Origin of the sequence: Actinoallomurus oryzae, assembly GCF_039541955.1 — a bacterium.
GTDB classification, from domain to species: domain Bacteria; phylum Actinomycetota; class Actinomycetes; order Streptosporangiales; family Streptosporangiaceae; genus Actinoallomurus; species Actinoallomurus oryzae.
This window is the reverse complement of sequence record NZ_BAABHF010000050.1, coordinates 39028-61810: the sequence shown is the minus strand read 5'-3', so window position 1 is coordinate 61810 and position 22783 is coordinate 39028. Positions and strand designations below refer to the sequence as shown.

The following is a 22783-nucleotide window of genomic DNA, read 5'->3' as shown; positions in this document are numbered from 1 at the left end:
TCCCTGTAGTGCACGTGGTTGACGAAATCCGTAAAATAGTCCCCATGACTACCACCAGCTCTCGGGTCATACGCTACGCCGTCGCCGCGCTCATCTGCGGACTATCGCCTGCTGCATGCACAGGCGGGGGCAGTAGCGAAAAGACTTCCTCTCCTAAAGCGAAGGTCGGACAGTTCGTAGTTATTGCGGGCGGTGGTTACAACATAAAGCCTGAGCAAACCGGCCGTCCCACCGAGGCCCAGTTCAACTCCCCTAATATGCTCGCCGTATCACCGGATGGCACCATATACATTGGTGAGCCTTTTCGGCCGGCAATCTACCGCCTCCCTCCTGGCGGCCCTATAAGCATCGCCGTCGACAAAAACACAATGTTCCAAGAGCCCGGCAAATCGCAGGTGGCGCCATTGGTACAGCCGGTGGACATTGCGACAGACGCACGGGGAAATTTGTTCATAGCCGATGAAGAACGCCAGGCCATACGCGAAGTTACGGTGGATGGAAAGAGACTCACCATCGCTGGCACCGACGACAAGAGCGTCGATATAGCACATGGCAAGAACGATGTTCGAGAGGGGGACGGACGACCGGCGACAGAGGTGCGACTAGGCGATCCGATCTCGATTGCGGTCACGCCTGATCACAAGAAGATCTATGTTGCCGTTAAAGTAGAAGAAGACCGGTCCATCGTAAGAGAAGTAGATAGCTCTGGAGCGATCAGGACTATCGCCGGAAAAGTGGGTGGAAGCAGCACCAAACCCATAAGGCAGGCGACCAAGTCCACGGACGTCCCAATTCGCCTCTCTACATCGTTGGCCATCGGAGCGGACGGTCATCTTCTCATCCTGGGTCAGCAGCTTCTGCGACTAAACGGCACGGAACTCGAGCCACTCCCGGGGACTGCACCGCTTGAGGCTCTGAGTAAAAAGCTGAACAACCCGGCTTCGTACATCATATCCGCTGGCACCTACGGCTACATCGTGCGCATGAACACGTCGCTTTACAGGATGACCAAAGATGGCCACATATCGCCCATAGCGACGCTTCCTCCATGCTACGGAATGCCAAAGAGCGGAGATTACGGCGATATCGCGCTACATAATTCGGCCATCTACATGACGAACGCCGAGTGTCGGACAGTCGTACGCCTACGTATTAGTTAGTCCAACTCTGCGAAGCGCTGCGGTAAGCGTTCTCAAGGTTACTGCTGTGGCCCGTGAGAGCTGTAGTCAGGTACTCGCTGTACGCTGCACGTTGCGCCGCAGTCATGGCCTCGGGTGGCATAATCACATCTTGATCATCGAAGAACTTTTCATCTTTCGCGTGCAAAGGATGAAACTTGCTGTAGTGCTTGAACCATTTTGCTGGGTCAAGGTTGAGGCCGGACTTACTACGGTCCTTTTTAGTATGGAGGAGGCCACCGTCGCTGGCCGCCCCGGCAGCCATATTTTGGAGCTGCTGAATCAGGTCATCGTCAGTCGTATCCGCCTTGGCTTGTTCTCCTGACTTTGTGGGATGCAGAAGCCCGCTAACCACGGCATCTTCAATTTGACCGCGAGCAAGCCCAACGAAATCAGCTGTTTTGTCGCCAGGAAGCTTGCCAACTATATCCGTGACGCTCCATATGTCTACCGTGCTCTTTATCAAGCCGAGCAGCTCGGCACGACGCTGGTCCCTGGCGGCGGCCTCACCGATCTTTCCGAGAGCGTGCTTCGAGCCGAGGACGCCAAACACACTACCTACCCTGTTCTCGGCCTCTTGGAATACCGCCGAGCCATCGGTTCTGGATTGCCGCGCCGCATATCCCAGATAGCCTGCGCTGTACTGGCGTGCACCGGCCAATATGGAGCGCCAAGCGTCGTCATTTGTTTCGACTTGCGGAAGTATTTTCCTAAGATCGTTTATATCGAAGTTCGCACCGATAGGATCCCCAGCCTGCACGCCCTGATCATCCGTAGTCCAGTGCGGATGTCCTGATTTTAGATCGAGCATTTGGGCCACTGTCTGATTATTGGGACCTCGTTCACCACTCCACGAAGCCCGTGCGACGTCGTGGATGTATGAGGAAAGAACCTCACCCATTCCGGGTTTGAAACCTTCGAGCAAGTTGTTCAATTTAGCCGCCTCATGAACGGTCTGAGCGGCTACCTCAGCAGAACGTCGGCCTCTTGGGCCGCGGTCCCTGACTCCTGCGCCAGCGACCGATACGAAATCCCCCAGAGATTTCCCATCGTCGCCAAGGTGGAGATGTGAGCGTCCCGTGTCATTCTCATCTTTGTTGCCAGTACCACCGAGCAAGGTCCGAAGACGTTGAGGCGTGAACCATGCCTGGGACGCATCGAGGTTGCGCGATAGCGCGGCCAGTGCATTGACCATGGGGTCATAGGAACCAGGCGGTTTATCCGAACCTACAAGGAGCGCTGTATCTGCTTTAGGCTCTGCCTGGTGATTACGAACCCCCTGGACGCGCCAATTATAGATTTCTGTTGCCGCCTGCAACAAAAAGTTTTTGTCGAACTTCCCAGAGCGGAGTAGTTGGCCGGCCGCCTCGGGGCCGTGTTTAGCCATCCGCTGCCCAAAATCTGAGGTTAGGTGGATCTGCCCGGCAGTTCGACTCGCTGTTCCCAACGAGACACTCAATGCCTCGAGCGCTTCTTGCTGATCCGCGTCATACTGCTTCGGCGAACGTGTATCGCCATTGCGTCCGCCATCGTGCCAGGTCTGGCCATCGCGCGCCAGCCTTGCCATGAGGTCTGCCGCTTTTTCCGGGCCTAGTCTGGCCCAGAAGCCAGCCGCAAAATCGGGGTTAAGCTGCTGCTTCTTTAGCTGATCTGTCAGAGACTTAGGAATCCCCTGCGGGGAGTCGGAGTGCTGCCAGATCTGGTCGGCTAGATTAGCGCCCCTGTTGGCGATTTGTTGTGCCGTCTCCTTGGTAATCAGAGATTCATCGATTTTTGCCCAGCCGGAAACCATACCGCCAAGAGGATCATTGGCCCCTGGATCTCCTGTAGCCAGCCGAATTCTCTGCTCAAGGCCGGGTATCTCGCTAGCCAGCCACACAGCGGCAGCTGCGACTGGCCCACCAGGATCTGCAACCCCCGTTCCCTGCACCGCCGCAGTGAACTTCGGCCCGAGAGCCTGCAGTTTCGCCTCTACGCTTTGCAGCCTTTTTACTACGGCACGCATGCCGTCAATATTTACATCGACCTCGTCGCTTGCGCCGCCGTCGTTTTTGGCAACCATCGCCTTTACCCACTAATAGGTTCGAGCAATTATGATAGCTAGCAGAACGAAGACTAGGAGGCGCTTTTTTTCAAGCGCTGCAGTTCAGATAGGGCACTATCAATAACCCGATTTATTCGGCCGTCATGATAGCTCAGCAACTGGATGAAGTTCATCGATCCGCCACCCATCCATGATGCACCAACTTGACCGGAGACATTTTTCAGGCTATTTCCATACTGCGCCTTTAGATGCTTTAGGGTTGCAATTGAGCGCTCAATCTCCGCTTTGCTGGGCATTGACCGTTTTCTCCAGAAGGCCGGTCTCGATGGAAAGCGAGCCTGCGAGGGGGCCCGTTGATGTCGGGCCCCCTTAAAGGCTAGCTACTTTTGCCAGGCGTCCAGGCTCTGCGCCTTGCTGTTAATGAACTTGTGCGCCTCTTGCAGGGCGAGCGCCATCTTGTCGAACGACGCTTTCGCCTCATGCCACGATCCGCGAAACTTGTTGGCGTGGTCGCCCTTCCAGATGGCGGTACTGTTGACTGTGCGGCCGTTCAGGTCCTTGATCAGGGCCTGAAGACCAGCCGAATGCTTGTCGAAGATACGGGCAAGCTCTCGCATCTGTTCCGGGCTGCCGCCGATGACGTCTGACATCACCACTCCTTTTCGCGTGGACTACAAATCTTTCTTGAGGTGTCCGGCCTATTCGGTCAGCTTCTGGTCAGCCATAGCGGTATTCGCTTAGGAAGTCACGCATCGTGATCACCTCAGCCGTCGCGGCAGTGGACCACCGAGATCCACGGACACACCAGCCAAAGCAAGCCCTGAAGAGTTCTGCGGCTACGGTGTCTCGTCGATGCGACGGTCGCTGACGTTCGCTGGTTCCGTCTGGCTCATCCACAATCTCTGAGCTCCTGTTGCCCGGCCCTCTCTTCGAAAGCAACGCGGCTGGAGCTGCGGGACTGGTTTCTTAGCTCGCGCTCGTCTACCTCTCTCCATGGACGGGACTTCGATCGGCGACGGTCTCGCCGATCCGGCGACGGCTTGTGACGGATGCCGCTTGCGCGGACAGCCCAGATACTTGATGTCCGCTATGTCCGAATTCATAAGCCGACGCTGCCCTCGGTTTAGGTGGCGTGCGTACAGGCCCGCCGTCTGACCGGCTGGGCTTACGCTGCCCAGCGGACAGGGGACGCTGATCGACAACGCACCGGTCCACCGACAGTCCGGATCCGGAGTTCCTTCGACCGGGTACCGCACGGCGAGCGGAGGAGGCTGCGACCTGTCGGACATAGGGAGCCAGCTTACGAGTTCTTGCCTGTAGTTTCTACATTGCATCGTCAATTCGACGCCGCCGGGCTGCGTCTCGCCTGTCCGAATCTGGACAGTGGCCTGTCTAGCTTGCGCGATATCCACCTGACATAGACATTACTGTACAGCTATAATGGACCGGCACATACGTCATATTACAGCCCCGGATCGGCGCTCGATATGCGACATGGACGCCCGTTCCCATCGCCGGCCGGCTCCGCGATCGCGCCGCCCCACTCAGCGCGGACGAGCGACGCAGGCCCATGGCGGCGGCGATCGGTGAGTGTCGGGGAAAGCGGCAGATGACAAGTTTCCGCGGCGGCTCGGCGTGTGTGTGACGAGCAGGAGCCCGCTGAAGCGCCGGTTGTGGCACTGCTGGGGGTGCGCCATGCTGTTCGGGCCGCATAGCTTCCAAGCGACCTGGCATCATCTCCTCGCACCGCGTCGAGGCACAGATGAACGTCACCGCAGGTTGTGTAGCAGCTTTATGAGGTACCCGATGGTGGAAATTTGATCGTCTGCTGGAGCGATCGGGCTGCCCCACTCCGAGCAGAAACACCAGGTTCCACTGCCATCTCCGACGCAGTAGACGTCCGTGCTTAAGGGCATCGACGGGTGGGATGCGCGCAGATAGCGGCGCTCGTCGGCGTCGATGCGGAGTTGGACGGGGATGCCGCACTTGGTGAGGCCGGCCGCCAGCGCGCGGAGGTATTCGGCCGGCTCATCGTCCGGTGTGGTGGTCACTGGCCGACCTCGTACCAAGGAGGCGACGGTCTCCGGGAAGCGAGTCAGCACGAAACTCGTTCGTGGCGAACGTCCCGCCGACGAACTGGCCCAGTACGAGGCGAAGGTGATCGGCATCGCCATCGGCCGAAGCGACGAGGTCACCCTCGCGGCGCTGCGAAGGCGCGGCTGGGATCGGTGGAAGGCGGCCTGCGATCTCCTTGAGGAGGAGGCGTGCCATCGTGGGTGGTTCCCGTGGCGGATCGGCGTTCAGCGTGCCTTCGCCGCCTGGGTCGTCGTGGGACTCGTCGTTGTCGGCGTGGTGTCCCTCCTGTCGGTGAGCGCCGGTACGGTCGGCGGCGTGCCGACCGCCGGCTTCGGCTGGGTCTCCGTCGCCTTCCTCGCCAGTGCGGTGGCCGTCGGGGTCATCGGCCGGCGGCCCGCCCGCACGGCCGCTGGAGTGCGGGCCACAGCGGAGGTGAACGACTACGCCGACACGCTGAGCGCATGGGCGAAGGAGCCGGGCGATCTGGAGATCGACGCCGCGCTGGTCTCCCTCGCCTTCCCGTACGCCGTGGCATTCGGACAGGTCGACGGGGCAATGAGCGACTGGGGAAAGATCTTCGATCTGCTCGAGGACGAATTGCCGTGGTACGTCCCGGCGGAGGGCGCGGGCGACCAGGCGCCCAGGAGGATCAGCGCCCTCGCCGACGTCGTCAACGAGCCGCCTCCGCCCCGCCCCTCACCCGTACGACGTGGTAGCGGGGCCTCACCTCGCCGCTCCAGCTCCTATCGCACCACCTACACCACACCGTCCTGGACGTCCTCAAGCTCGTCGGGCGGGTGGTCGTCCGGTGGTGGCTTCTCCGGCGGTGGAGGAGACGTCGGCGGAGGAGACGGTGGCGGGGGTGGCGGCAGCTGGTGATGACCCCGCGAAAGGACCCCAGTAGTGCCGGCTGATGCTCCGACACCACCCTGTAAGCGGTCACTGAGGCGGCACTAAACTCTTGGCGATCCAGCGAGAGCGAGGAGCCGCAACGTGCGCAAGGTCCTGATCGCCAACCGAGGTGAGATCGCCGTTCGCATCGCGCGGGCGTGTTCGGACGCCGGCATTTCCAGTGTGGCCGTGTACTCCGAGCCGGACCTCGACGGGTTGCACGTCAAGGTGGCCGATGAGGCGTACGCGCTCGGCGGGCAGAGTGCGGGTGAGAGCTACCTCGACATCGGCAAGCTGCTCAACATCGCCAAAGAGAGTGGTGCTGACGCCGTTCACCCCGGATACGGCTTCCTCGCCGAGAACGCCGACTTCGCCACCGCCGTAATCGACGCCGGGCTCACCTGGATCGGGCCGCCGCCCCGGGCCATTCAGGCGCTCGGGGACAAGGTTGAGGCTCGGCACATCGCGCAGAAGGTCGGGGCGCCCCTCGTCGCCGGTACCAAAGATCCTGTCAAGGACGCCGACGAGGTCGTCGCGTTCGCTCAGGAGCACGGCCTGCCGATCGCGATCAAGGCGGCGTTCGGTGGTGGAGGGCGCGGGCTGAAGGTCGCGCGGACGATCGAGGAGATCCCCCACCTCTACGACTCCGCCGTGCGGGAGGCCGTGGGCGCGTTCGGGCGTGGGGAGTGCTTCGTCGAGCGGTACCTCGACCGGCCGCGTCACGTCGAGACGCAGTGCCTCGCCGACAAAGAGGGCAACGTCGTCGTCGTGTCGACCCGTGACTGTTCGCTGCAGCGCCGCCACCAGAAACTGGTGGAGGAGGCGCCGGCGCCGTTCCTCAGCGACGAGCAGATGCAGACGCTGTACGACAGTTCCAAGGCCATTCTGAAAGAGGCCGGATACGTCGGCGCGGGCACCTGTGAATTCCTCGTCGGCCAGGATGGCACCATTTCCTTCCTGGAGGTCAACACGCGCCTGCAGGTCGAGCATCCGGTGACCGAGGAAGTGGCCGGGGTCGACCTCGTACGCGAGCAGTTCCGGATCGCCGACGGGGAGACGATCGGGTACGGCGATCCCGTGCTGCGCGGGCACTCCTTCGAGTTTCGCATCAACGCCGAAGACGCCGGGCGCAACTTCCTCCCCGCTCCCGGCACCGTACGGACCTGGAGCCCGCCCAGCGGGCCCGGTGTGCGGCTCGACACCGGGTTCGAGCAGGGCATGACCGTCCCCCAGATGTACGACTCGATGATCGCCAAGCTGGTCGTCACCGGGGCGGACCGGAGGCAGGCGCTCCAGCGGGCCCGGCGGGCGCTGAACGAGTTCGAGATCGAGGGGATGCCGACCGTCATTCCCTTCCACCGGGCGGTCGTGGACGATCCCGCGTTCACCGACGAGCCGTTCCGCGTGCACACGCGGTGGATCGAGACCGAGTTCGACAACAGGATCCCGCCGTACGAGGGTGCGGCCGAGGCGGCCGAGCCCGAAGAGCGGGAGAAGGTCACGGTCGAGGTCGGCGGCAAGCGGATCGAGGTCGTGCTGCCCTCCGGGCTCGGGGCGGCGACCACCACGACGGCGAACAAGGGGCCTGCCAAGCGCCAGGGCAAGAAGAAGTCCGGCAAACAGCAGGCCGGTGGCGATGCTCTGGTCAGTCCCATGCAGGGCACGATCGTCAAGGTCGTCGCGCAGGACGGCGCGACCGTCGCGGTCGGTGATCCGATCGTGGTGCTCGAAGCGATGAAGATGGAGCAGCCGCTCACCGCCCACAAGGCCGGTACGGTGACCGGGCTCGGCGCCGAGGTGGGCCAGACGGTCTCCAGCGGGGCCGTGATCTGCGAGATCAAAGACGCCTGAGCCGTTCCGATGATCCCCCTCATCATCGGAACGGCGCTCGCGGTCACCGCACCGCCCGCCCCGCCGGTCACCACGCGCGCCGACTATGTCGCCGCACGACTCGCTCGCGACCCGGTGTTCATCACCGATCTGGCGCCACGTGCCATCACGGCGCGGGACGCGGCGCGGGTCCGTACGGCGATCAAGCGGATGCCGGTGCCCACGTACCTCGCGGTCGTGTCCGACACGACCGTGGAGAATGATCCGCAGGGGACACCCGACCGGCTCATCGCACTGCTGCACGACAAGCTCGACCGCGGCGGCGTTTACCTCGTCGTGCCCCCGAGCGGCATCGGCCTGACGGTCGAGCAGTTCGGCACGAACCTCCCGGTGACGGCCGCCGAGCGCGAGGTCACCTTCGCCGAGCCGTACAACGCGGGCCTCGCGCGGGTCATCGAACGGTTCGTCGACGACATCCGGTCCGGCCAGGCGCAGCAGCGGTACGAGAGGGCATACGCCGAGGACCGGGCCGGCCGGTACCCCAAGCCGTACCGCGAGGCCGACGACGACAACGACCTGGCCCAGCAGGCGGGCGTGTACTCCGGCATGGGCGTCGCGCTGCTCGCCGCACTCTGGATCCTCATCGTCCGGCTGCGCCGCAAGAGCAGGAAGAGCACCCAGATCGCCCACCGCGCGAAGAGCGGAAAGACACGATGAGGCTGATCGCGGCGGCCGCACTCGCCCTTGCTCTTGCCCCCGCCCCCGCCGCCCTCGCTCCCGCGCCGGTCGCGTTCGCGGACGCGGGGTCGCCCGTCTCGATGGTGCGGGTCGATCGGGTCGCGGCGGCGTTGCGGCAGTCGCCGGTGTTCGTTGATCCCGACGTGTCCTCCCTGCTCGACGCGCATGAACGCACCGCGCTCCGCCGGCAGATCGCCGGCGCCGGTGTGCCGATCTACCTGGCCGTCGTCCCGCTGGACTCCGACGACGAGTCGGCCGGCGACGCCGACTACTTCACCTATCTGCTGCACCGCCGGCTCGGCCGCGACGGCATCTACCTGATCTCCGACCAGCGCGGCAGCCTCGACTGGACCTCCTACCATGTGCCGCGGGGCGACAGTCTGGAGTTCTCCCAGGTGACGAACGGCAAGCCGCTTCCGGAGCGGCTGCACGACGTCCTCGACGCGTTCGCCCGCGCGCCCGCCGCCAAGCCCTCCGACCCGCCGGTGCCGGACGCGCCCGAGGCCGACTCGTCCACCAAGAGACCCGGCAAGGTCGGACTGGCCGGGCAGTTCTTCAAGACGTTCTTTCCCGCGCTGGCCATGAGCGGCGTGCTGCTCGCGTTCCTGTGGGCCATCGTCGCCGCTGTGATCGGCGTCGCCCGTAGCGCGCGCGGCTCCGCCACGACGCTGCGCCCACGGCGGCTGCGGCGCATGGCCTGGGCGGAGCTCGTACGCCTGGCGCGGGCGATCGGCGCCGCCGCTGAGGACGATCCGGGGTACCCACGGGCGATGGCCGACTATGACGCCGCCAAGCTGCTGTGGGACGAGAAGCAGGATCCGGGCAGCCGGTTCGCCGTGGTCGTGCTCTCCCTCGACGGGCAGGACGCGCTGCGGAGCGGGACCGCCGATCCCGAGCCGCGCTGCGTCGTCAACCCGCTCCACGGCACCGCGGCGCGCCGCGTACGGACGGCCTTGGGCAGCCTGTCCCGCAGGCGGCAGCCGATGTGCGAGGAGTGCGCCAAGGCGAACCGGCACCGGCCGCTGGCGCTGGTGATCGACGGCCGCGAACGCCCGTACTACGAGGCTCCCGGTCTCTGGGAGAAGATCCGCGGGACGAACAAGGACCTGCCCGAACACGTGCTGGAGTACCTCGGTGTCGAGTGACGGAGCCGCGATCGCCCGTGCGCTGCGCCGTACGCCGATCTACGTCGACCCGGCGTACGAGAGCGCGCTGCCGAAGGCGCGCCGCGACGAGATCGTGAAACGGATCCGGCGTTCGCGGACCCCCATATTCGTGATCCTCGTCCCGATCGTCGCGGGCAGCACGTGGCAGAGCTCCACGCAGGTCACGACGGTCGTGCAGTCGTACCTGGGCCGCGACGGGGCCTATGTCACGCTCAACACGGACTTCGGCGACGTCTTCGACGTCACCATGTGGGGCGGCACGGACGAGCGGCGGCAGGCGGCGAACGACGCGGGGTGGGCGGTCTCGTACGAGAAGCGCTACACCACGCTCGCGGCGCGGCTCGCTCGCTGCGTCGACCTGATCGCGACGGGCAAGGGCTCCGAGGCGTACGAGAAGGACCACGACGCGGCGTTCACCCCACGCCCCTCCGCCCGGCCCCAGACCCGCCCGCACGCGAAAGACGACGGCGGTTTCCCGGTCGTCGTACCGGCCGCGGCGGGCGCCGTCGTGCTCGCGGCGGCCGGGCTGGTGTGGCTGCGCCGCCGCCGGGCCCGCGCGGCCGTTGAGGCGCTGCGCCTGCCCCGTGCCGTGTTCGGCACCGCGCGGGAGGCCGGCGAGGACGAACTGCGCGCCCGCGCCGAGGCGGAGCTGGTCGCGCTCGGCGAGTCGCTGGAGGAAGACCCGCCCCTCGAACCGGCCCTCGACGCCTACACGGCCGCGGGCCGCGCCTTCGACCGGGCGCGCTCCACCGCCGACCTCGCGGGCGTGCTCGCCCTCGTCCAGAAGGGCCGGGGCGGCCCGCCGCTGTGCTACTTCGACCCCCGGCACGGCGAGGGCACGATCACGGTGCGCTGGCGGGCGCCCGGCACGCGCCCGAGGCTCGAGGTGAGCGTGTGCACCACGTGCGCGAAGGCCGTACGGGACCGGCGGGCGCCCGACGTCCTCCTCGACCGGGGCCGCCCGTACTACGAGGCCGCGACGCCCTGGGCCGAGACCGGGTACGGGCAGCTCGGCGACCTGGTCGGGAGGGTCCTTGGCAAGTGACCTGACGAAGATCGTCGCGTCGCTGCGGCGGTCTCCGGTGTACGTCGCGCCGTCGCTGACCTCCGCGGTGCCGGATCCGCGGCGGCTGGTGGCGGCGGTGAAGGCGGCGCCGGTACCGGTGTTCGCGGTGATCGTGCCGCTGGCGGCCGGCGGTGAGTTCCCCGACGCCGGGCATCTCGCCGACGCGGTGCACCACCGGCTCGCCCGCGACTGCGTCATCCTGACCCTGGACGAGGACTCGCCCAACGAGATCAGCGCGCAGGAGTACGGCGTGGACCGCGACTCCATCGAGGCGGCCGGGGCGGTGAACCTGGACCCGAACCTGGACAGCGCCTCGCTCACGGACCGGCTGATCCGGTGTGTCCAGCTGATCACTTCCGGGCAGGCGCACGCGGCGTACGAGAAGCAGTCCAAGGCGCTCGACCAGCGGATCCGCGAGCCCCGGCGGAAGAGCGGGAGCGGTGGGCACGCCACCGCGTACGCCCTCGGCGGCGGGTCGGTCGCCGTGGCCGCCGTCGCGGCGCTCGCGGTCTGGCGGTGGCGGCGCACGCGTGTCGTCCGGCGGCGACGGCCGCGGCCGGTGCTGACCGACGCCCGCTCGGCCGCCTCGCTGCGTGAACACGCCGAGGCCGAACTGGTCAGGCTGGGTGAGGCGCTGGAGGACGCGCAGGGCGACTCCGCCCGCCTGCGCGAGGCCCTCGACGCCTACAGCGCGGCCGGCAAGGCGCTCGACGCGGCCCGTACGGTGCCGGATCTGGCCGGCGTGCTGGTACTGATCGACATGGGGCACGACGCGTCGGAGGCGGCGCGCGGCGGGCGAGGACCCACGCCGCTGTGCTTCTTCAACCCGCTGCACGGCGACGGGCCGGTGTCGGTGCGGTGGCGCGCGGTCGGCGGCCGGGAACGGATCACCGTACGCGCCTGCGCGGCCTGCGCGAGGGCCGTACGGGCGCGGGAGACCCCCGACGTGCTGCGGGACGGCGCGACTCCGTACTACGAGGTGGATCCCGCGCGTAGCGTGTGGGCTACAACCGGCTACGGTCAGTTCAGGGGGGACCTGGTGCAGCGCGTTCTGCGCGGTGACCTTCACCGCCGCTGATCCGGAACCGACCCGTGCGTTCGTCCGTCGTAGTAAAACAAAGGCAAAAACTGCTCACCTGAAGGCCTCATGAAGATACGCCGTCTGACGATCCCCGCCGTACTGGCCGTGGTCGTCGCCATGCTCTTCGGACTCGCGTCGCCGGCCGGCGCGGATCCGTTCAACAGCGTCGTGCAGGGGTTGAAGTCCCAGCGGTTCTACCTGTCGCAGGACGCCGGCGCGTCGCTGTCCTCTTCCGACCGGCAGGCCGTGATCAGCGCGCTCAAGGACGACGACTCCACGATCCGGATCGCGGTCGTCAAGACCGAGCGCGTCAGCGCGAGCGGCCTCACCCAGCTCGACCGCGCCCTGGGCCGCAAGGGCACGCTGATCCTGCTCGACGGCCGTGGCTCCAAGGTGATCGCCGGATCCCACGAGGGCCTGGGCACCAGCAAGGTCAGCGACCTCGTCGCGCAGGCGCGCGGCCAGTCGTCCAGCCTCAAGGACCTCCTGCTCAACCTCAACCAGCAGTTCAACAAGGCGATCAAGGACAAGAAGAGCTCCGGCACCACCGCCGGGCTGGTCCTGCTCGGCGTCCTCGTTCTCCTGGTCCTCGGTGCGGTGTTCGGGATCTTCTTCGTCTCCCGCCGGCGCAAGCGGCGCAAGGAACAGGAGATGGCCGAGCTCAAGGAGAGCGTGTACGAGGACGTCACGCGGCTCGGTGAGGACATCTCCGCCCTCAACCTCAACGTCATGGACCCCGCCCTCGACCCTGCGGCCCGCGACGACTACCAGAAGGCGCTGAACTCCTACGACCAGGCGAAGGCCGCGGTCGAGGCCGCCCAGCGGCCCGAGGATATGCGCAACGTCACCACGGCGCTGGAGGACGGCCGTTACTTCATGACCGCCGTACGCGCGCGGGTCGACGGCCGGCCGGTGCCCGAACGGCGGGCGCCCTGCTTCTTCAACCCGCAGCACGGCCCCTCGGTCCAGGACGTCTCCTGGGCGCCGCCGGGCGGTGCGCCGCGCTCGGTGCCCGCGTGCGCGGCCGACACCCAGCGGGTGCTGTCCGGGCAGGCCCCGGACGCGCGCATGGTGACCGTCGGCGGCTACCAGCGGCCCTACTGGGACGCCGGTCCGATGTACGCGCCGTACGCCGGGGGCTACTACTCCGGCTTCGGCGGTGGTGACATGCTGAGTGGTCTGCTGATCGGCACGGCGCTCGGCTCGATCTTCAGCGGCGGTCTCGGCGGTGGCTGGGGCGGCGGCTGGGGAGGCGGCGGCTTCGACGGTGGCTTCGACTCCGGCGACGTCGGCGGTGGCGACAGCGGTTTCGACATCGGCGGCGGCGACTTCGGAGGCTTCGACGGTGGCGACTTCGGTGGCGGCGACTTCGGCGGGGGCGACTGGTAAGGCACCCGCCGACCGGAGCCGGCCCTGAGCCGGCTGCCCGGCGACCCGGGCCCCCTGCGGCGTGTCCGCTACGCCGCGGGGTTCCGGCTGCCGGAGGAGAACCACAGCTGGGTCCGGCACGACCTGACCGACGCGGGGTGGCGCGGCCGCATGCTGGCCCGCCACCTCGCGCTCATGGTGCCGGTCTGCGTGCTGCTAGGCCTGCTGCCCGCCTCGTGGGGCATCCGCGTCGCGGTCGGCCTGCTGGCCCTGCTGGGCAGCACCTTCGTCGTGATGGTCAACTCGAACGACATCCGCCGCGCCCGCCTGCGCCAGCACGGCCTGCCGGTCCCCGACGGCCACGAACGCTGACGGTCATGGCCCCAACGGCCCCGCACGCTGACGGTCGTGACCGGTTCTCGACGGCTCCGCACGCTGACGGTCGTCCACAGCCTGTGGATCGCCGACGTCGCCGCCGTCGAGCCCCCGAATCCCGTTAAGGTACCGACCCACGGCTGAAGGACGTGACGGTGGCCGGACGCTCACCCAGGCGAGCGGCGAGGTGCCCTACTACTCGATCTACACGGCCCCCACCGTCTTCGACAACTCCGGCAAGACGGTGCCCACCCAGTACGGCGGGTTCAACCTGGAGAACATGGACTCGCACGGCGCATGGCTCGCCACCGCCATGGACCTGACCCGCTTCGCGAGGATCTACGACGGCGGGACGAGCGTGTTGACCGCGGCCTCGATCAAGCAGGCGTTCGCCAAGCCCGAGACCGGGATCAACGGCAACGGCTGGTACTACGGGTGCGGCTGGATGGTACGACCGGTCACCGGCGGCACCGGCATGAACACCTGGCACGACGGGAGCCTGGCGGGCACCAGCACGCTGCTGGTGCGCCGTTACGACGGGCTGGCGTGGGCGGTGCTGTTCGACCAGCGGCAGGAGGGCAGCGCCCCGAGCTACTCCGACATCGACCCCGCGTTGCACACGGCCGCGAACGCGGTGAAAACCTGGCCCACCGGCGACCTCACCTCGACGTACTTCTGACCAGGACGTCCTTCTGACCAGGACGTCGCCGGCCGGGTCGTCGCAACGGCCCCGGCCATCGGGATCTCAGTAGGCCGACTCCTGCATCAGTCGGCGGGAGGCCTCGGTGATGCTGCCGGAGACGGACGGGTACACCGCGAAGGTGTGGGCGACCTGGTCGACCGTCAGATGCTGCTGGACGGCCATGGACAGGCCCAGGATCAGCTCGCTCGCACGCGGGGCGACGATCACGCCGCCCAGCACGATGCTCGTCGCCGGCCGGCAGAACAGCTTCACGAAGCCGTCGAGGAAGCCCTGCATCTTCGCGCGCGGGTTGGTCGACAGCGGCAGCTTCACGATGCGCGCCGGCACCTCGCCCGAGTCGATCTGGGCCTGCGTGACGCCGACCGCGGCGACCTCCGGGTCGGTGAAGATGTTCGCGGCCACCCAGCCGAGCTTCAGCGGCTGCACCGCCTCGCCGAGGGCGTGCCACATGGCGATCCGGCCCTGCATCGCGGCGACCGAGGCGAGCATCAGGACGCCGGTGCAGTCGCCCGCGGCGTACACGTGGGCCGCCGACGTGCGGGAGACCTTGTCGACCTGGACGAAGCCGCGGTCGTCGAGGTGTACGCCGGCCTCCTCCAGGCCCAGGCCCTTGGTGTTGGGCACCATGCCGACCGTCATGAGGCAGTGCGAGCCCCCGACCTTGCGGCCGTCGGTCAGCGTCACCTCGACGCCGTCGCCGACGCGGCGGACGCCCGCCGCCCGCGAACGGGCCAGCAGCTCCATGCCGCGGCGCTGGAAGACGTCCTCGAGCACGCGGGCGGCGTCCTCGTCCTCGTTGGGCAGCACGTGGTCACGCGAGGAGACAAGCGTCACGCGGGACCCGAGAGCGAGGTACGCGCCGGCGAACTCGGCGCCGGTCACACCGGAGCCGACGACGATCAGGTGCTCGGGAAGCTCCGGCAGTTCGTACAGCTGGCGCCAGTTGAGGATGCGCTCGCCGTCGGGCTCGGACCCCGGCAGCACGCGCGGGGTCGCGCCGGTGGCGATGAGGACGACGTCGGCCTGGATCCGCTCGTCGCCGACGGCGACGATCTGCGGGTCGACGAGGCGGGCGGCGCCGTGGACGATCCGGACGCCCTCGGCGGAGACCCGGTCCTCGATGTCGGCGGACTGCGCCCAGGCGAGCTCACGGACGCGCTTGTTGACGAGGGGGAGGTCGACCTCGAGGCCGCCGACGACGCCGTCGGCACCTCCGGAGAAGCGGACGCCCAGCGAGGCGGACTCCGAGAGAGTCGCCATGCGGGTGGATGTCGCGATGAGTGTCTTGGAGGGCACACAGTCGGTCAGCACGCAAGCACCGCCGGGGCCGTCGCGTTCGATGACGGTCACATCGGCGCCGAGCTGCGCGGCGACGAGCGCGGCCTCGTAGCCGCCCGGGCCCCCTCCGATGATGGCTATGCGTGTACTCACATGCTTCATTCTCCCGCACTCCGGGAGTTAACGTGCCGCGGCGCCCGTCCAGGCCGTACCCTGGGCGATCGTGGCCTTGTATGCGGCGTACGCCTCCAACATGGATCCCGACCAGATGGCGGAGCGGGCTCCGCACTCGCCCCTGCGCACCACCGGCTGGCTCCAGGACTGGCGGCTGACCTTCGGGGGCGAGGACGTCGGCTTCGAGGGCGCCCTGGCCACCGTGGTCGAGGCCTCCGGCGAGCACGTCTTCGTGGTGCTGTACGACGTGCCGGAGTTCGACGAGCAGGCGCTGGACGAGTGGGAGGGCGCCGCGCTCGGCGTCTACCGCAAGATCCGCGTCCGCATCGCCACGCTCGACGGCGACGTGCTCGCGTGGCTCTACGTCCTCGACGACTACGAGGGCGGCCTGCCCTCCGCCCGCTACCTGGGTATTCTCGCCGACGCGGCGGAAAAGGCCGGGGCTCCGGACGACTACGTCAAAGAACTCCGCACCCGGCCCTGCAAGTCCCTCGGCGACTGATCGGGAAACGGGCCAGACCTGGGTAATCTTGGCGGCTGTGAGCAACGACGCCTACGATCTCGCCCGCTGGGCAGCCGACGGGCTGCGCCGGCACATCTCCGCCGACGCCTTCGACGTCGCCCTCGTCATGGGCTCGGGCTGGGTTCCCGCCGCCGACGCGCTGGGCGCGCCCGCGGCCGAGGTGAACATGACCGAGCTGCCCGGGTTCGCGCCGCCGGCGGTGCCGGGGCACTACGGGCGAATCCGCCTCGTCGAGATCGGTGACAAGACGGCTCTGGTCTTCCTCGGCCGCACGCACCTGTACGAGGGCCACGGACCCGCGGCGGTCGCCCACGGGGTCCGTACGGCCCTCGCGGCGGGCGTGAAGACGGTCGTGCTGACCAACGCGGCGGGGGGCATGCGGCCCGAGCGGCAGAAGGTCGGCGATCCGGTGCTCATCTCCGACCACCTGAACCTCACCGGCCACAATCCCATCGCCGGCCCGAACTTCATCGACCTCACCGACGCCTACTCACCCGCCCTGCGGACCCTGGCCAAGGAGATCGACCCGAGCCTGGACGAGGGCGTGTACGCCGCGCTGCCCGGCCCCTCGTACGAGACGCCGGCCGAGATCCGGATGCTGCGGACGCTCGGCGCGGACCTCGTCGGCATGTCGACCGTCCCGGAGACGATCGCGGCGCGGGAGGGCGGCGCGTCGGTTCTGGGAATCTCGCTCGTGACCAACATCGCCGCCGGGCTCGCCGGAAAGCCGCTGGACCACGCGGAGGTCCTGGCCGCCGGCCGGGCCTCCGCCACACGCATGGGCGAACTCCTCGGAAAGCTCATCCGCGGCCTGTGAGGGAGACGCACATGCACGGCGGCGACAGGGCGCGGGCCGAGGCCTGGCTGGATCAGGATCCCGACCCGGAGACGCGGGCGGAGCTGCGGGCGCTGCTCGACGACCCGGCGGCGCTAGCCGAGCGGTTCGGGGCGAAGCTGGAGTTCGGCACGGCGGGGCTCCGCGGCGCGCTGGGCGCCGGTCCGAACCGCATGAACCGCGTGACGGTCATGCGCGCCGCGGCGGGCCTCGCCGCCGTGCTGACCTCCCGCGATGACCTCCAGGAGTCCTCCGGCGGCGTCTCGGTCGTGATCGGCTACGACGCGCGGCACAAGTCCGACGTGTTCGCCGAGGACTCAGCGGCCGTGCTGTCGGGCGCGGGGATCACCGTGCACCTGATGCCCCGGCCGCTGCCGACGCCGGTCCTCGCGTACGCCGTGCGCCACCTGGGCTGCGCCGCCGGGATCATGGTCACGGCCAGCCACAACCCGCCGCAGGACAACGGCTACAAGGTCTACTGGGAGGACGGCGCGCAGATCATCCCGCCGCTCGACCGGGAGATCTCCACGGCGATCGACGCGGTCGGCCGGGTGGACGAGCTGCCGCGGGACACCGGCCGGCGGGTGCTGGACGAGACGATCGTTGAGGCGTACCTGCGGTCGCTGGCCCGGCTGCCCCTCGGCACGGCGCGCGACGTGACGGCCGCGTACACCCCGCTGCACGGCGTGGGCGGCGAAGTGCTGAGCCGGGCGTTCGCCTGGTGCGGCTTCCCTGAGCCGAGCGTCGTCGCCGAGCAGGCCGTCCCCGACCCGGACTTCCCGACCGTGGCCTTCCCGAACCCTGAGGAGCCCGGCGCCATGGACCTGGCGCTCGCCCTCGGCAAGGGCCGCGACCTGGTGATCGCCAACGACCCGGACGCCGACCGGTGCGCGGTCGCCGCCGGCGGGCGGATGCTGACCGGAGACGAGGTCGGCGGGCTGCTCGCGGAGTACGTCCTGCGGCACACCGACGGGCCCGACCGGCTCGTGGCCACGACGATCGTGTCCTCGTCCCTGCTGCGCAAGATCGCGGCCGAGCACGGCGTCCGGTACGCCGAGACGCTGACCGGCTTCAAATGGATCATGAAGGCCGGCACCGACCGCGACCGGCTCGTCTACGGCTACGAAGAGGCGCTGGGCTACTCGGTCGGCGGCGACGACGGCGTGCCCGTACACGACAAGGACGGCGTCGGCGCGGCCCTCACGGTGGCCGCGATGGCCGCCTCGGCCAAAGAGTCGGGCCGTACGCTGCTGGACCTGCTGGACGACCAGGCACGGCGGTACGGCCTGCACGCGACGGCACAGCTGTCCGTACGGGTGGAGGACCTGTCGGTCATCACGGACGCGATGGTGCGGCTGCGGCAGTCACCGCCGGGCGAGCTCGCGGGCCGTACGGTGACCGAGATCGACGACCTGGCGGAGGGCCTCGACGGCCTGCCTCCGGCGGACGTGGTGCGACTGCGCCTGTCCGGCGGGGGACGCGTGATCGTCCGGCCGTCGGGCACCGAGCCGAAGCTCAAGTGCTACCTGGAGGTCGTCGTCCCGGTGACGACCTCGGTGGACGAGGCCCGTACGAAGGCCGCCGCGGACCTCACTGCCCTCCGCGAGGCCGTGGCGGACGCCCTCGGGCTCTGACCGACCGCCCGGAGCCCTCCTCCCGTCCAAGCGTCGACGCGACGAGGCGGGCATGGGGTTTCGGGCAGTCTCTGAGAGGCGTTCGGCGAACGCCGGCGCGCGGGCTTCCGGCCGGGTCGTACAGAGCGCATCCCCGCAGGCCAGCGGCTGCTACTCCCGGCTAGCCGAGCGCCTACTTTGGTCGCTAGGCGCAGCCCGGCGGCCCGCTTACCGTAGGGGACCATGAGCGGCACCGAGGCCCCCCGGCCGGAATACCCCTGGCTGCTTCCCGCACTGCTGGCAAGCGGCGAGGACCGCGTGCGCCGGTCCGCCCGTGACTGGGTGATCGACGTCCTCTGCTTCCTGCTGGCGTCCGGCTTCGGTGCCTTCATGCTGTACATCACCGGGCACGGGCCTCACCCGGCCCACCATCCGCCGCGGCTTCCCGACGTCGCCCTCGGCGCGGTGGCGTGTCTGCTGCTCTGGTGGCGCCGGCGCTGGCCGGTGCCGATCGCGCTCGTCCTCGCCCTGCTGGGAACCGTCTCGACCACCTCGACCGGCGCGGGGGCCATCCTGGTGTTCACCGTCGCCGTCCACCGGCGGTTCCGTACGGTCGCGCTGGTCGCCGCCGCGCACTTCGTCAGCGGTGCGATCTACTCGGCGTTCTATCCCGATCCGAGAGAGTCGTACTGGGTCGGCGTCCTGTGGACGGTCATCGTCATCGGCGCCGTCGTCGCGTGGGGCATGTTCGTCCGGGCGCGGCGGCAGCTCGTCCTGTCGCTGCGCGACCGTGCCGTACGGGCCGAGTCCGAGCAGCAACTCCGCGTCGAACAGGCCCGCCACCAGGAGCGCGCCCGCATCGCGCGGGAGATGCACGACGTGCTCGCCCACCGGATCTCGCTGCTCAGCGTGCACGCGGGGGCGCTGGAGTTCCGCCCCGACGCGCCCTCGGAGGAGATCGCGCAGGCGGCCGGGGTGATCCGGGCCAGCGCGCACCAGGCGCTCCAGGACCTGCGGGAGGTGATCGGCGTTCTCCGCGACGACGCGAGCGACTCCGCACCCGAACGCCCGCAGCCCAGCCTCACCGACCTGCCCGCCCTGATCGACGAGTCCCGCCGCGCCGGCATGGCCGTGCGCTGGGAGAACCGCATCCGCGACGTGACGATGGTCCCGGCCAACATCGGCCGCAGCGCGTACCGCACGGTGCAGGAGGGGCTGACCAACGCCCGCAAGCACGCACCCGGCGCGGCCGTCCAGGTGATGGTGGACGGGTCGGCCGGCACCGGCCTGACGGTCGAGGTGCGCAACCCGCTGGTGAAGGCCGCCCCGGAGATCCCGGGCGCGGGAGCGGGCCTGATCGGCCTCACCGAACGCGCGACGCTGGCCGGCGGCCGCCTCGAACACGGCCGTACGCACCAGGGCGACTTCCGCGTCCGCGCCTGGCTCCCCTGGCCCGCCTCTTGAACCGCCGGAGTGAAAGGGCCGTTCCCCGGATCGGACGAAAGGGGCTGATCGGCCGGGGACACGGCTAGTACCTGCCGTAGCAGGCAACGTTTGCCCTGTCGGTGCGCGAGTCGGCGGGCGCGTGATGAGTTTGTGCGGTGGCTTGGAGGGCCGGGTTTTTGTCGTAGGCGCCTGTTGTAATCATCTGGTGCCTCGACGTGACGATGGTGTTGGGCGGGTGTTGCTGCGGACCGCCCGTGTCGGTCTGCGGATCTCGGCCGGTCAGCGTCGCCGGTGTTTCGGGCTGCTGGTCGCCGCGGGTGATGTATGGGCGTGTGCGCTGGACATGAACCGCTGGCGGCGGCAGCGGGGGCTGCGGCCGATTGTGGGGTATCAGGCGTTGTGCCGGGAGTTGTCGGCGGCGGGCCCCGGCACGTTCGGGGAGTTGGACTCGGTCGGGGCGCGGTCGGTGCTGCGGCGCTACAGCGACGCCTGGTTCGCCACGGCCAAACGCCGAAAAGACGGCGAGGAAACGGCACGGTACCCGCGGCGGAAACGCCGGTTGATGCCGGTGCGGTACTACCACGGCACGTTCACCCTCGACGGTCAGCGATTGCGGCTGCCGATCGGTCGCGGGAGTGCGCCGTTGTGGGTGCGGTTGGCCCGACAGGTCCCCTACCCGCCCGAGCAGGTACGGTCGGTCACTTTGGTGTACGAGGGCGGCCGGTTGTTCGTCGATGTCACCGCCGAAGTCCCCGTCACGACTTATCCATCGGGCCAGGAGCCAGACACACATCGGGTGGCGGGAGTCGACCCGGGGGTGATTCACCCGTTCGCGGTGGCGGGCCCGGACGGGGAGGGGTTGGTGGTGTCGGGACGGGCGATCCGCGCCGAAACCCACCTCCACCTCAAAGACACCAAACACCGGCAGCGCGCGATGGTGCAGCGGGCACCGAATCCGGGTCAGGCCGGGTCACGACGATGGCGGAAAATTCGGGCCCGGCAACGCAAACTCGAAGCCCGCCACAAACGACGGGTCCGCCAAGCTCAGCACGAGGCCGCAGAAACCGTCATCGACTGGGCCGTCGCACGGCGGATCGGGACGCTGGTGGTCGGTGACCCGCGCGGCGTCCTGGCCCTCAAAGCCGGGCGGAGGCATAACCAACGAGTCCAGGCCTGGCGGATCGGGCACCTGATCCGATGCCTGACCGACAAGGCCGAACAAGCCGGGATCGCGTTGGTATTGGTGGACGAGCGGGGCACGTCCTCGACCTGCCCCGCCTGCCACCGGCGGGTTCCCAAACCCTCGAATCGGAACTTCACCTGCATTCGTTGCGGGTTCAGTGGGCACCGCGACCTGGTCGGCGGCGCCAACATCGCCCGGCGTGACCCGGGCGGCACCACCACCACCGGCAATCCCTTCCCGGTGGTGATCACGCACCGTCGAGCCGGACGGCACCTGCCCGGTGCCGGACGGTCCCGGCGTGACCCCCGACGGTCCCCCCATCACGGCACCGCACCCGGGGTCCCCTGGCCGGCCGTGGCCCGCCCCACCAGAAGTGGGGAGTCACTCGCCCACCACAGCGAGGATCAGCCAACCCCACCTCCCCAACGAGGCAAACGTTGGCTGACACGGCACTAGTCTGTGCGGCGTGACCATCCGCGTTCTGATCGTTGATGATGACGCCCTGGTCCGTACGGGGCTGTCGATGATGCTCGCCGGGGCCGAGGATCTGCAGATCGTCGGCGAGGCCGACGACGGTGACAAGGTCGGCGCGCTGGTGGCCGAGCACGCGCCCGATGTGGTGCTCATGGACATCCGGATGCCGAGGGTGGACGGGCTGGCCGCCACCGAGCAGGTACGGCGCCGCGACGACGCGCCGGAGATCATCATCTTGACGACGTTCGACGCGGACGAGCACGTCGTACGGGCCCTGCGGGCGGGGGCCGGCGGCTTCCTGCTGAAGGACACCCCGCCGGCCGACATCATCAACGCCATCCGCAAGGTCGCGGCCGGCGATCCGATCCTGTCCCCGAGCGTCACGCGGCGACTGATCGCGCAGGTCACCGAGGTGCGGCGCAGCCCCGCGCTGGCGCTGCTCGACCAGCTCAGCGAACGGGAACGCGAGGTCGTGGTCGCCATCGGGCAGGGCAAGTCGAACGCGCAGATCGGCGCCGACCTGTACATGAGCGTCGCGACCGTCAAGGCGCACGTCTCGCGGCTGCTCACCAAGCTGGATCTGAACAACAGGGTTCAGGTCGCCTTGCTCGCCCATGACGCCGGACTCGTCTGAGGATCCGGTATTCTTACGGGGTCACGCGGACGTGGCTCAGTTGGTAGAGCATCACCTTGCCAAGGTGAGGGTCGCGGGTTCGAATCCCGTCGTCCGCTCGCGGAGCC

The 22783-nt window shown here is 68.2% G+C and carries 21 protein-coding genes and 1 tRNA gene; 17 read left to right on the top strand and 5 right to left on the bottom strand.

What is annotated here, in order from left to right:
• The first annotated feature begins 44 nt into the window (after positions 1–44).
• Entirely contained in the window at positions 45–1160 is a 1116-nt protein-coding gene (locus ABEA10_RS42095) for an NHL domain-containing protein (RefSeq protein ID WP_345473852.1), read from the top strand.
• Here the strand turns inward: ABEA10_RS42095 and ABEA10_RS42090 are convergent.
• From ABEA10_RS42090 to ABEA10_RS42075, 4 genes are all read right to left on the bottom strand, one after another.
• Positions 1153–3240 (bottom strand): DUF6571 family protein, encoded by a 2088-nt coding sequence (locus ABEA10_RS42090; protein WP_345473850.1) that lies wholly within the window; start codon positions 3238–3240, stop codon positions 1153–1155. The genes ABEA10_RS42095 and ABEA10_RS42090 overlap by 8 nt on opposite strands.
• A gap of 53 nt (positions 3241–3293) precedes the next feature.
• Positions 3294–3518 carry a hypothetical protein gene (locus ABEA10_RS42085; protein WP_345473848.1) on the bottom strand — a complete coding sequence of 75 codons (225 nt, stop codon included), beginning with the start codon at positions 3516–3518 and terminating at the stop codon, positions 3294–3296.
• Positions 3519–3602: 84 nt separating this feature from the next.
• On the bottom strand, positions 3603–3872 hold the full coding sequence (locus ABEA10_RS42080) for a WXG100 family type VII secretion target (RefSeq protein WP_345473846.1): 270 nt from the start codon (positions 3870–3872) through the stop codon (positions 3603–3605).
• Between the two features lie 1119 nt (positions 3873–4991).
• Positions 4992–5273: a hypothetical protein gene (locus tag ABEA10_RS42075; RefSeq protein ID WP_345473844.1), complete on the bottom strand. Its 282-nt coding sequence runs from the start codon at positions 5271–5273 to the stop codon at positions 4992–4994.
• On the opposite strand from ABEA10_RS42075, the gene ABEA10_RS42070 reads away from it, so the two are divergent.
• From ABEA10_RS42070 to ABEA10_RS42030, 9 genes are all read left to right on the top strand, one after another.
• Entirely contained in the window at positions 5266–6177 is a 912-nt protein-coding gene (locus ABEA10_RS42070) for a DUF2207 domain-containing protein (RefSeq protein WP_345473842.1), read from the top strand. The genes ABEA10_RS42075 and ABEA10_RS42070 overlap by 8 nt on opposite strands.
• Before the next feature lie 114 nt (positions 6178–6291).
• Positions 6292–8040: an acetyl/propionyl/methylcrotonyl-CoA carboxylase subunit alpha gene (locus ABEA10_RS42065; RefSeq protein WP_345473841.1), complete on the top strand. Its 1749-nt coding sequence runs from the start codon at positions 6292–6294 to the stop codon at positions 8038–8040.
• A gap of 9 nt (positions 8041–8049) precedes the next feature.
• Positions 8050–8736, top strand: a complete 687-nt coding sequence (locus ABEA10_RS42060; protein ID WP_345473840.1) for a hypothetical protein — start codon at positions 8050–8052, stop codon at positions 8734–8736.
• Positions 8733–9902, top strand: a complete 1170-nt coding sequence (locus tag ABEA10_RS42055) for a hypothetical protein (protein WP_345473838.1) — start codon at positions 8733–8735, stop codon at positions 9900–9902. The genes ABEA10_RS42060 and ABEA10_RS42055 overlap by 4 nt, the downstream gene beginning before the upstream one ends.
• Positions 9892–10968 (top strand): hypothetical protein, encoded by a 1077-nt coding sequence (locus tag ABEA10_RS42050; protein ID WP_345473836.1) that lies wholly within the window; start codon positions 9892–9894, stop codon positions 10966–10968. The genes ABEA10_RS42055 and ABEA10_RS42050 overlap by 11 nt, the downstream gene beginning before the upstream one ends.
• Positions 10958–12067: a hypothetical protein gene (locus ABEA10_RS42045; protein ID WP_345473834.1), complete on the top strand. Its 1110-nt coding sequence runs from the start codon at positions 10958–10960 to the stop codon at positions 12065–12067. Before ABEA10_RS42050 ends, ABEA10_RS42045 begins: the two co-directional genes overlap by 11 nt.
• A 69-nt stretch (positions 12068–12136) precedes the next feature.
• A complete protein-coding gene (locus tag ABEA10_RS42040; RefSeq protein ID WP_345473832.1) occupies positions 12137–13459 on the top strand; it encodes a hypothetical protein in 1323 nt (440 codons plus the stop codon).
• A gap of 24 nt (positions 13460–13483) precedes the next feature.
• On the top strand, positions 13484–13810 hold the full coding sequence (locus ABEA10_RS42035; RefSeq protein ID WP_345474040.1) for a DUF5313 family protein: 327 nt from the start codon (positions 13484–13486) through the stop codon (positions 13808–13810).
• 190 nt (positions 13811–14000) lie between these two features.
• A complete protein-coding gene (locus tag ABEA10_RS42030) occupies positions 14001–14492 on the top strand; it encodes a serine hydrolase (protein ID WP_345473830.1) in 492 nt (163 codons plus the stop codon).
• A 66-nt stretch (positions 14493–14558) separates the two neighbouring features.
• On the opposite strand, the gene ABEA10_RS42025 is transcribed toward ABEA10_RS42030, so the two are convergent.
• Positions 14559–15947, bottom strand: a complete 1389-nt coding sequence (locus ABEA10_RS42025) for an NAD(P)H-quinone dehydrogenase (protein ID WP_345473828.1) — start codon at positions 15945–15947, stop codon at positions 14559–14561.
• Between the two features lie 70 nt (positions 15948–16017).
• On the opposite strand from ABEA10_RS42025, the gene ABEA10_RS42020 reads away from it, so the two are divergent.
• The 7 genes from ABEA10_RS42020 (at position 16018) to ABEA10_RS41990 (ending at position 22774) form a co-directional block, all read left to right on the top strand.
• On the top strand, positions 16018–16470 hold the full coding sequence (locus tag ABEA10_RS42020) for a gamma-glutamylcyclotransferase family protein (RefSeq protein ID WP_329251124.1): 453 nt from the start codon (positions 16018–16020) through the stop codon (positions 16468–16470).
• 37 nt (positions 16471–16507) lie between these two features.
• Positions 16508–17308 (top strand): purine-nucleoside phosphorylase, encoded by an 801-nt coding sequence (locus ABEA10_RS42015; protein WP_345473826.1) that lies wholly within the window; start codon positions 16508–16510, stop codon positions 17306–17308.
• A gap of 11 nt (positions 17309–17319) precedes the next feature.
• A complete protein-coding gene (locus ABEA10_RS42010; RefSeq protein WP_345473824.1) occupies positions 17320–18960 on the top strand; it encodes a phospho-sugar mutase in 1641 nt (546 codons plus the stop codon).
• Between the two features lie 222 nt (positions 18961–19182).
• On the top strand, positions 19183–20403 hold the full coding sequence (locus ABEA10_RS42005; RefSeq protein ID WP_345473822.1) for a sensor histidine kinase: 1221 nt from the start codon (positions 19183–19185) through the stop codon (positions 20401–20403).
• A gap of 142 nt (positions 20404–20545) precedes the next feature.
• Positions 20546–22024, top strand: coding sequence for an RNA-guided endonuclease InsQ/TnpB family protein (locus tag ABEA10_RS42000; protein ID WP_345473820.1), 1479 nt, complete (start codon positions 20546–20548; stop codon positions 22022–22024).
• A 10-nt stretch (positions 22025–22034) separates the two neighbouring features.
• On the top strand, positions 22035–22676 hold the full coding sequence (locus ABEA10_RS41995) for a response regulator transcription factor (protein WP_329251108.1): 642 nt from the start codon (positions 22035–22037) through the stop codon (positions 22674–22676).
• A gap of 25 nt (positions 22677–22701) precedes the next feature.
• Positions 22702–22774, top strand: a tRNA-Gly gene (locus ABEA10_RS41990).
• The last annotated feature ends 9 nt before the right edge of the window (positions 22775–22783 follow it).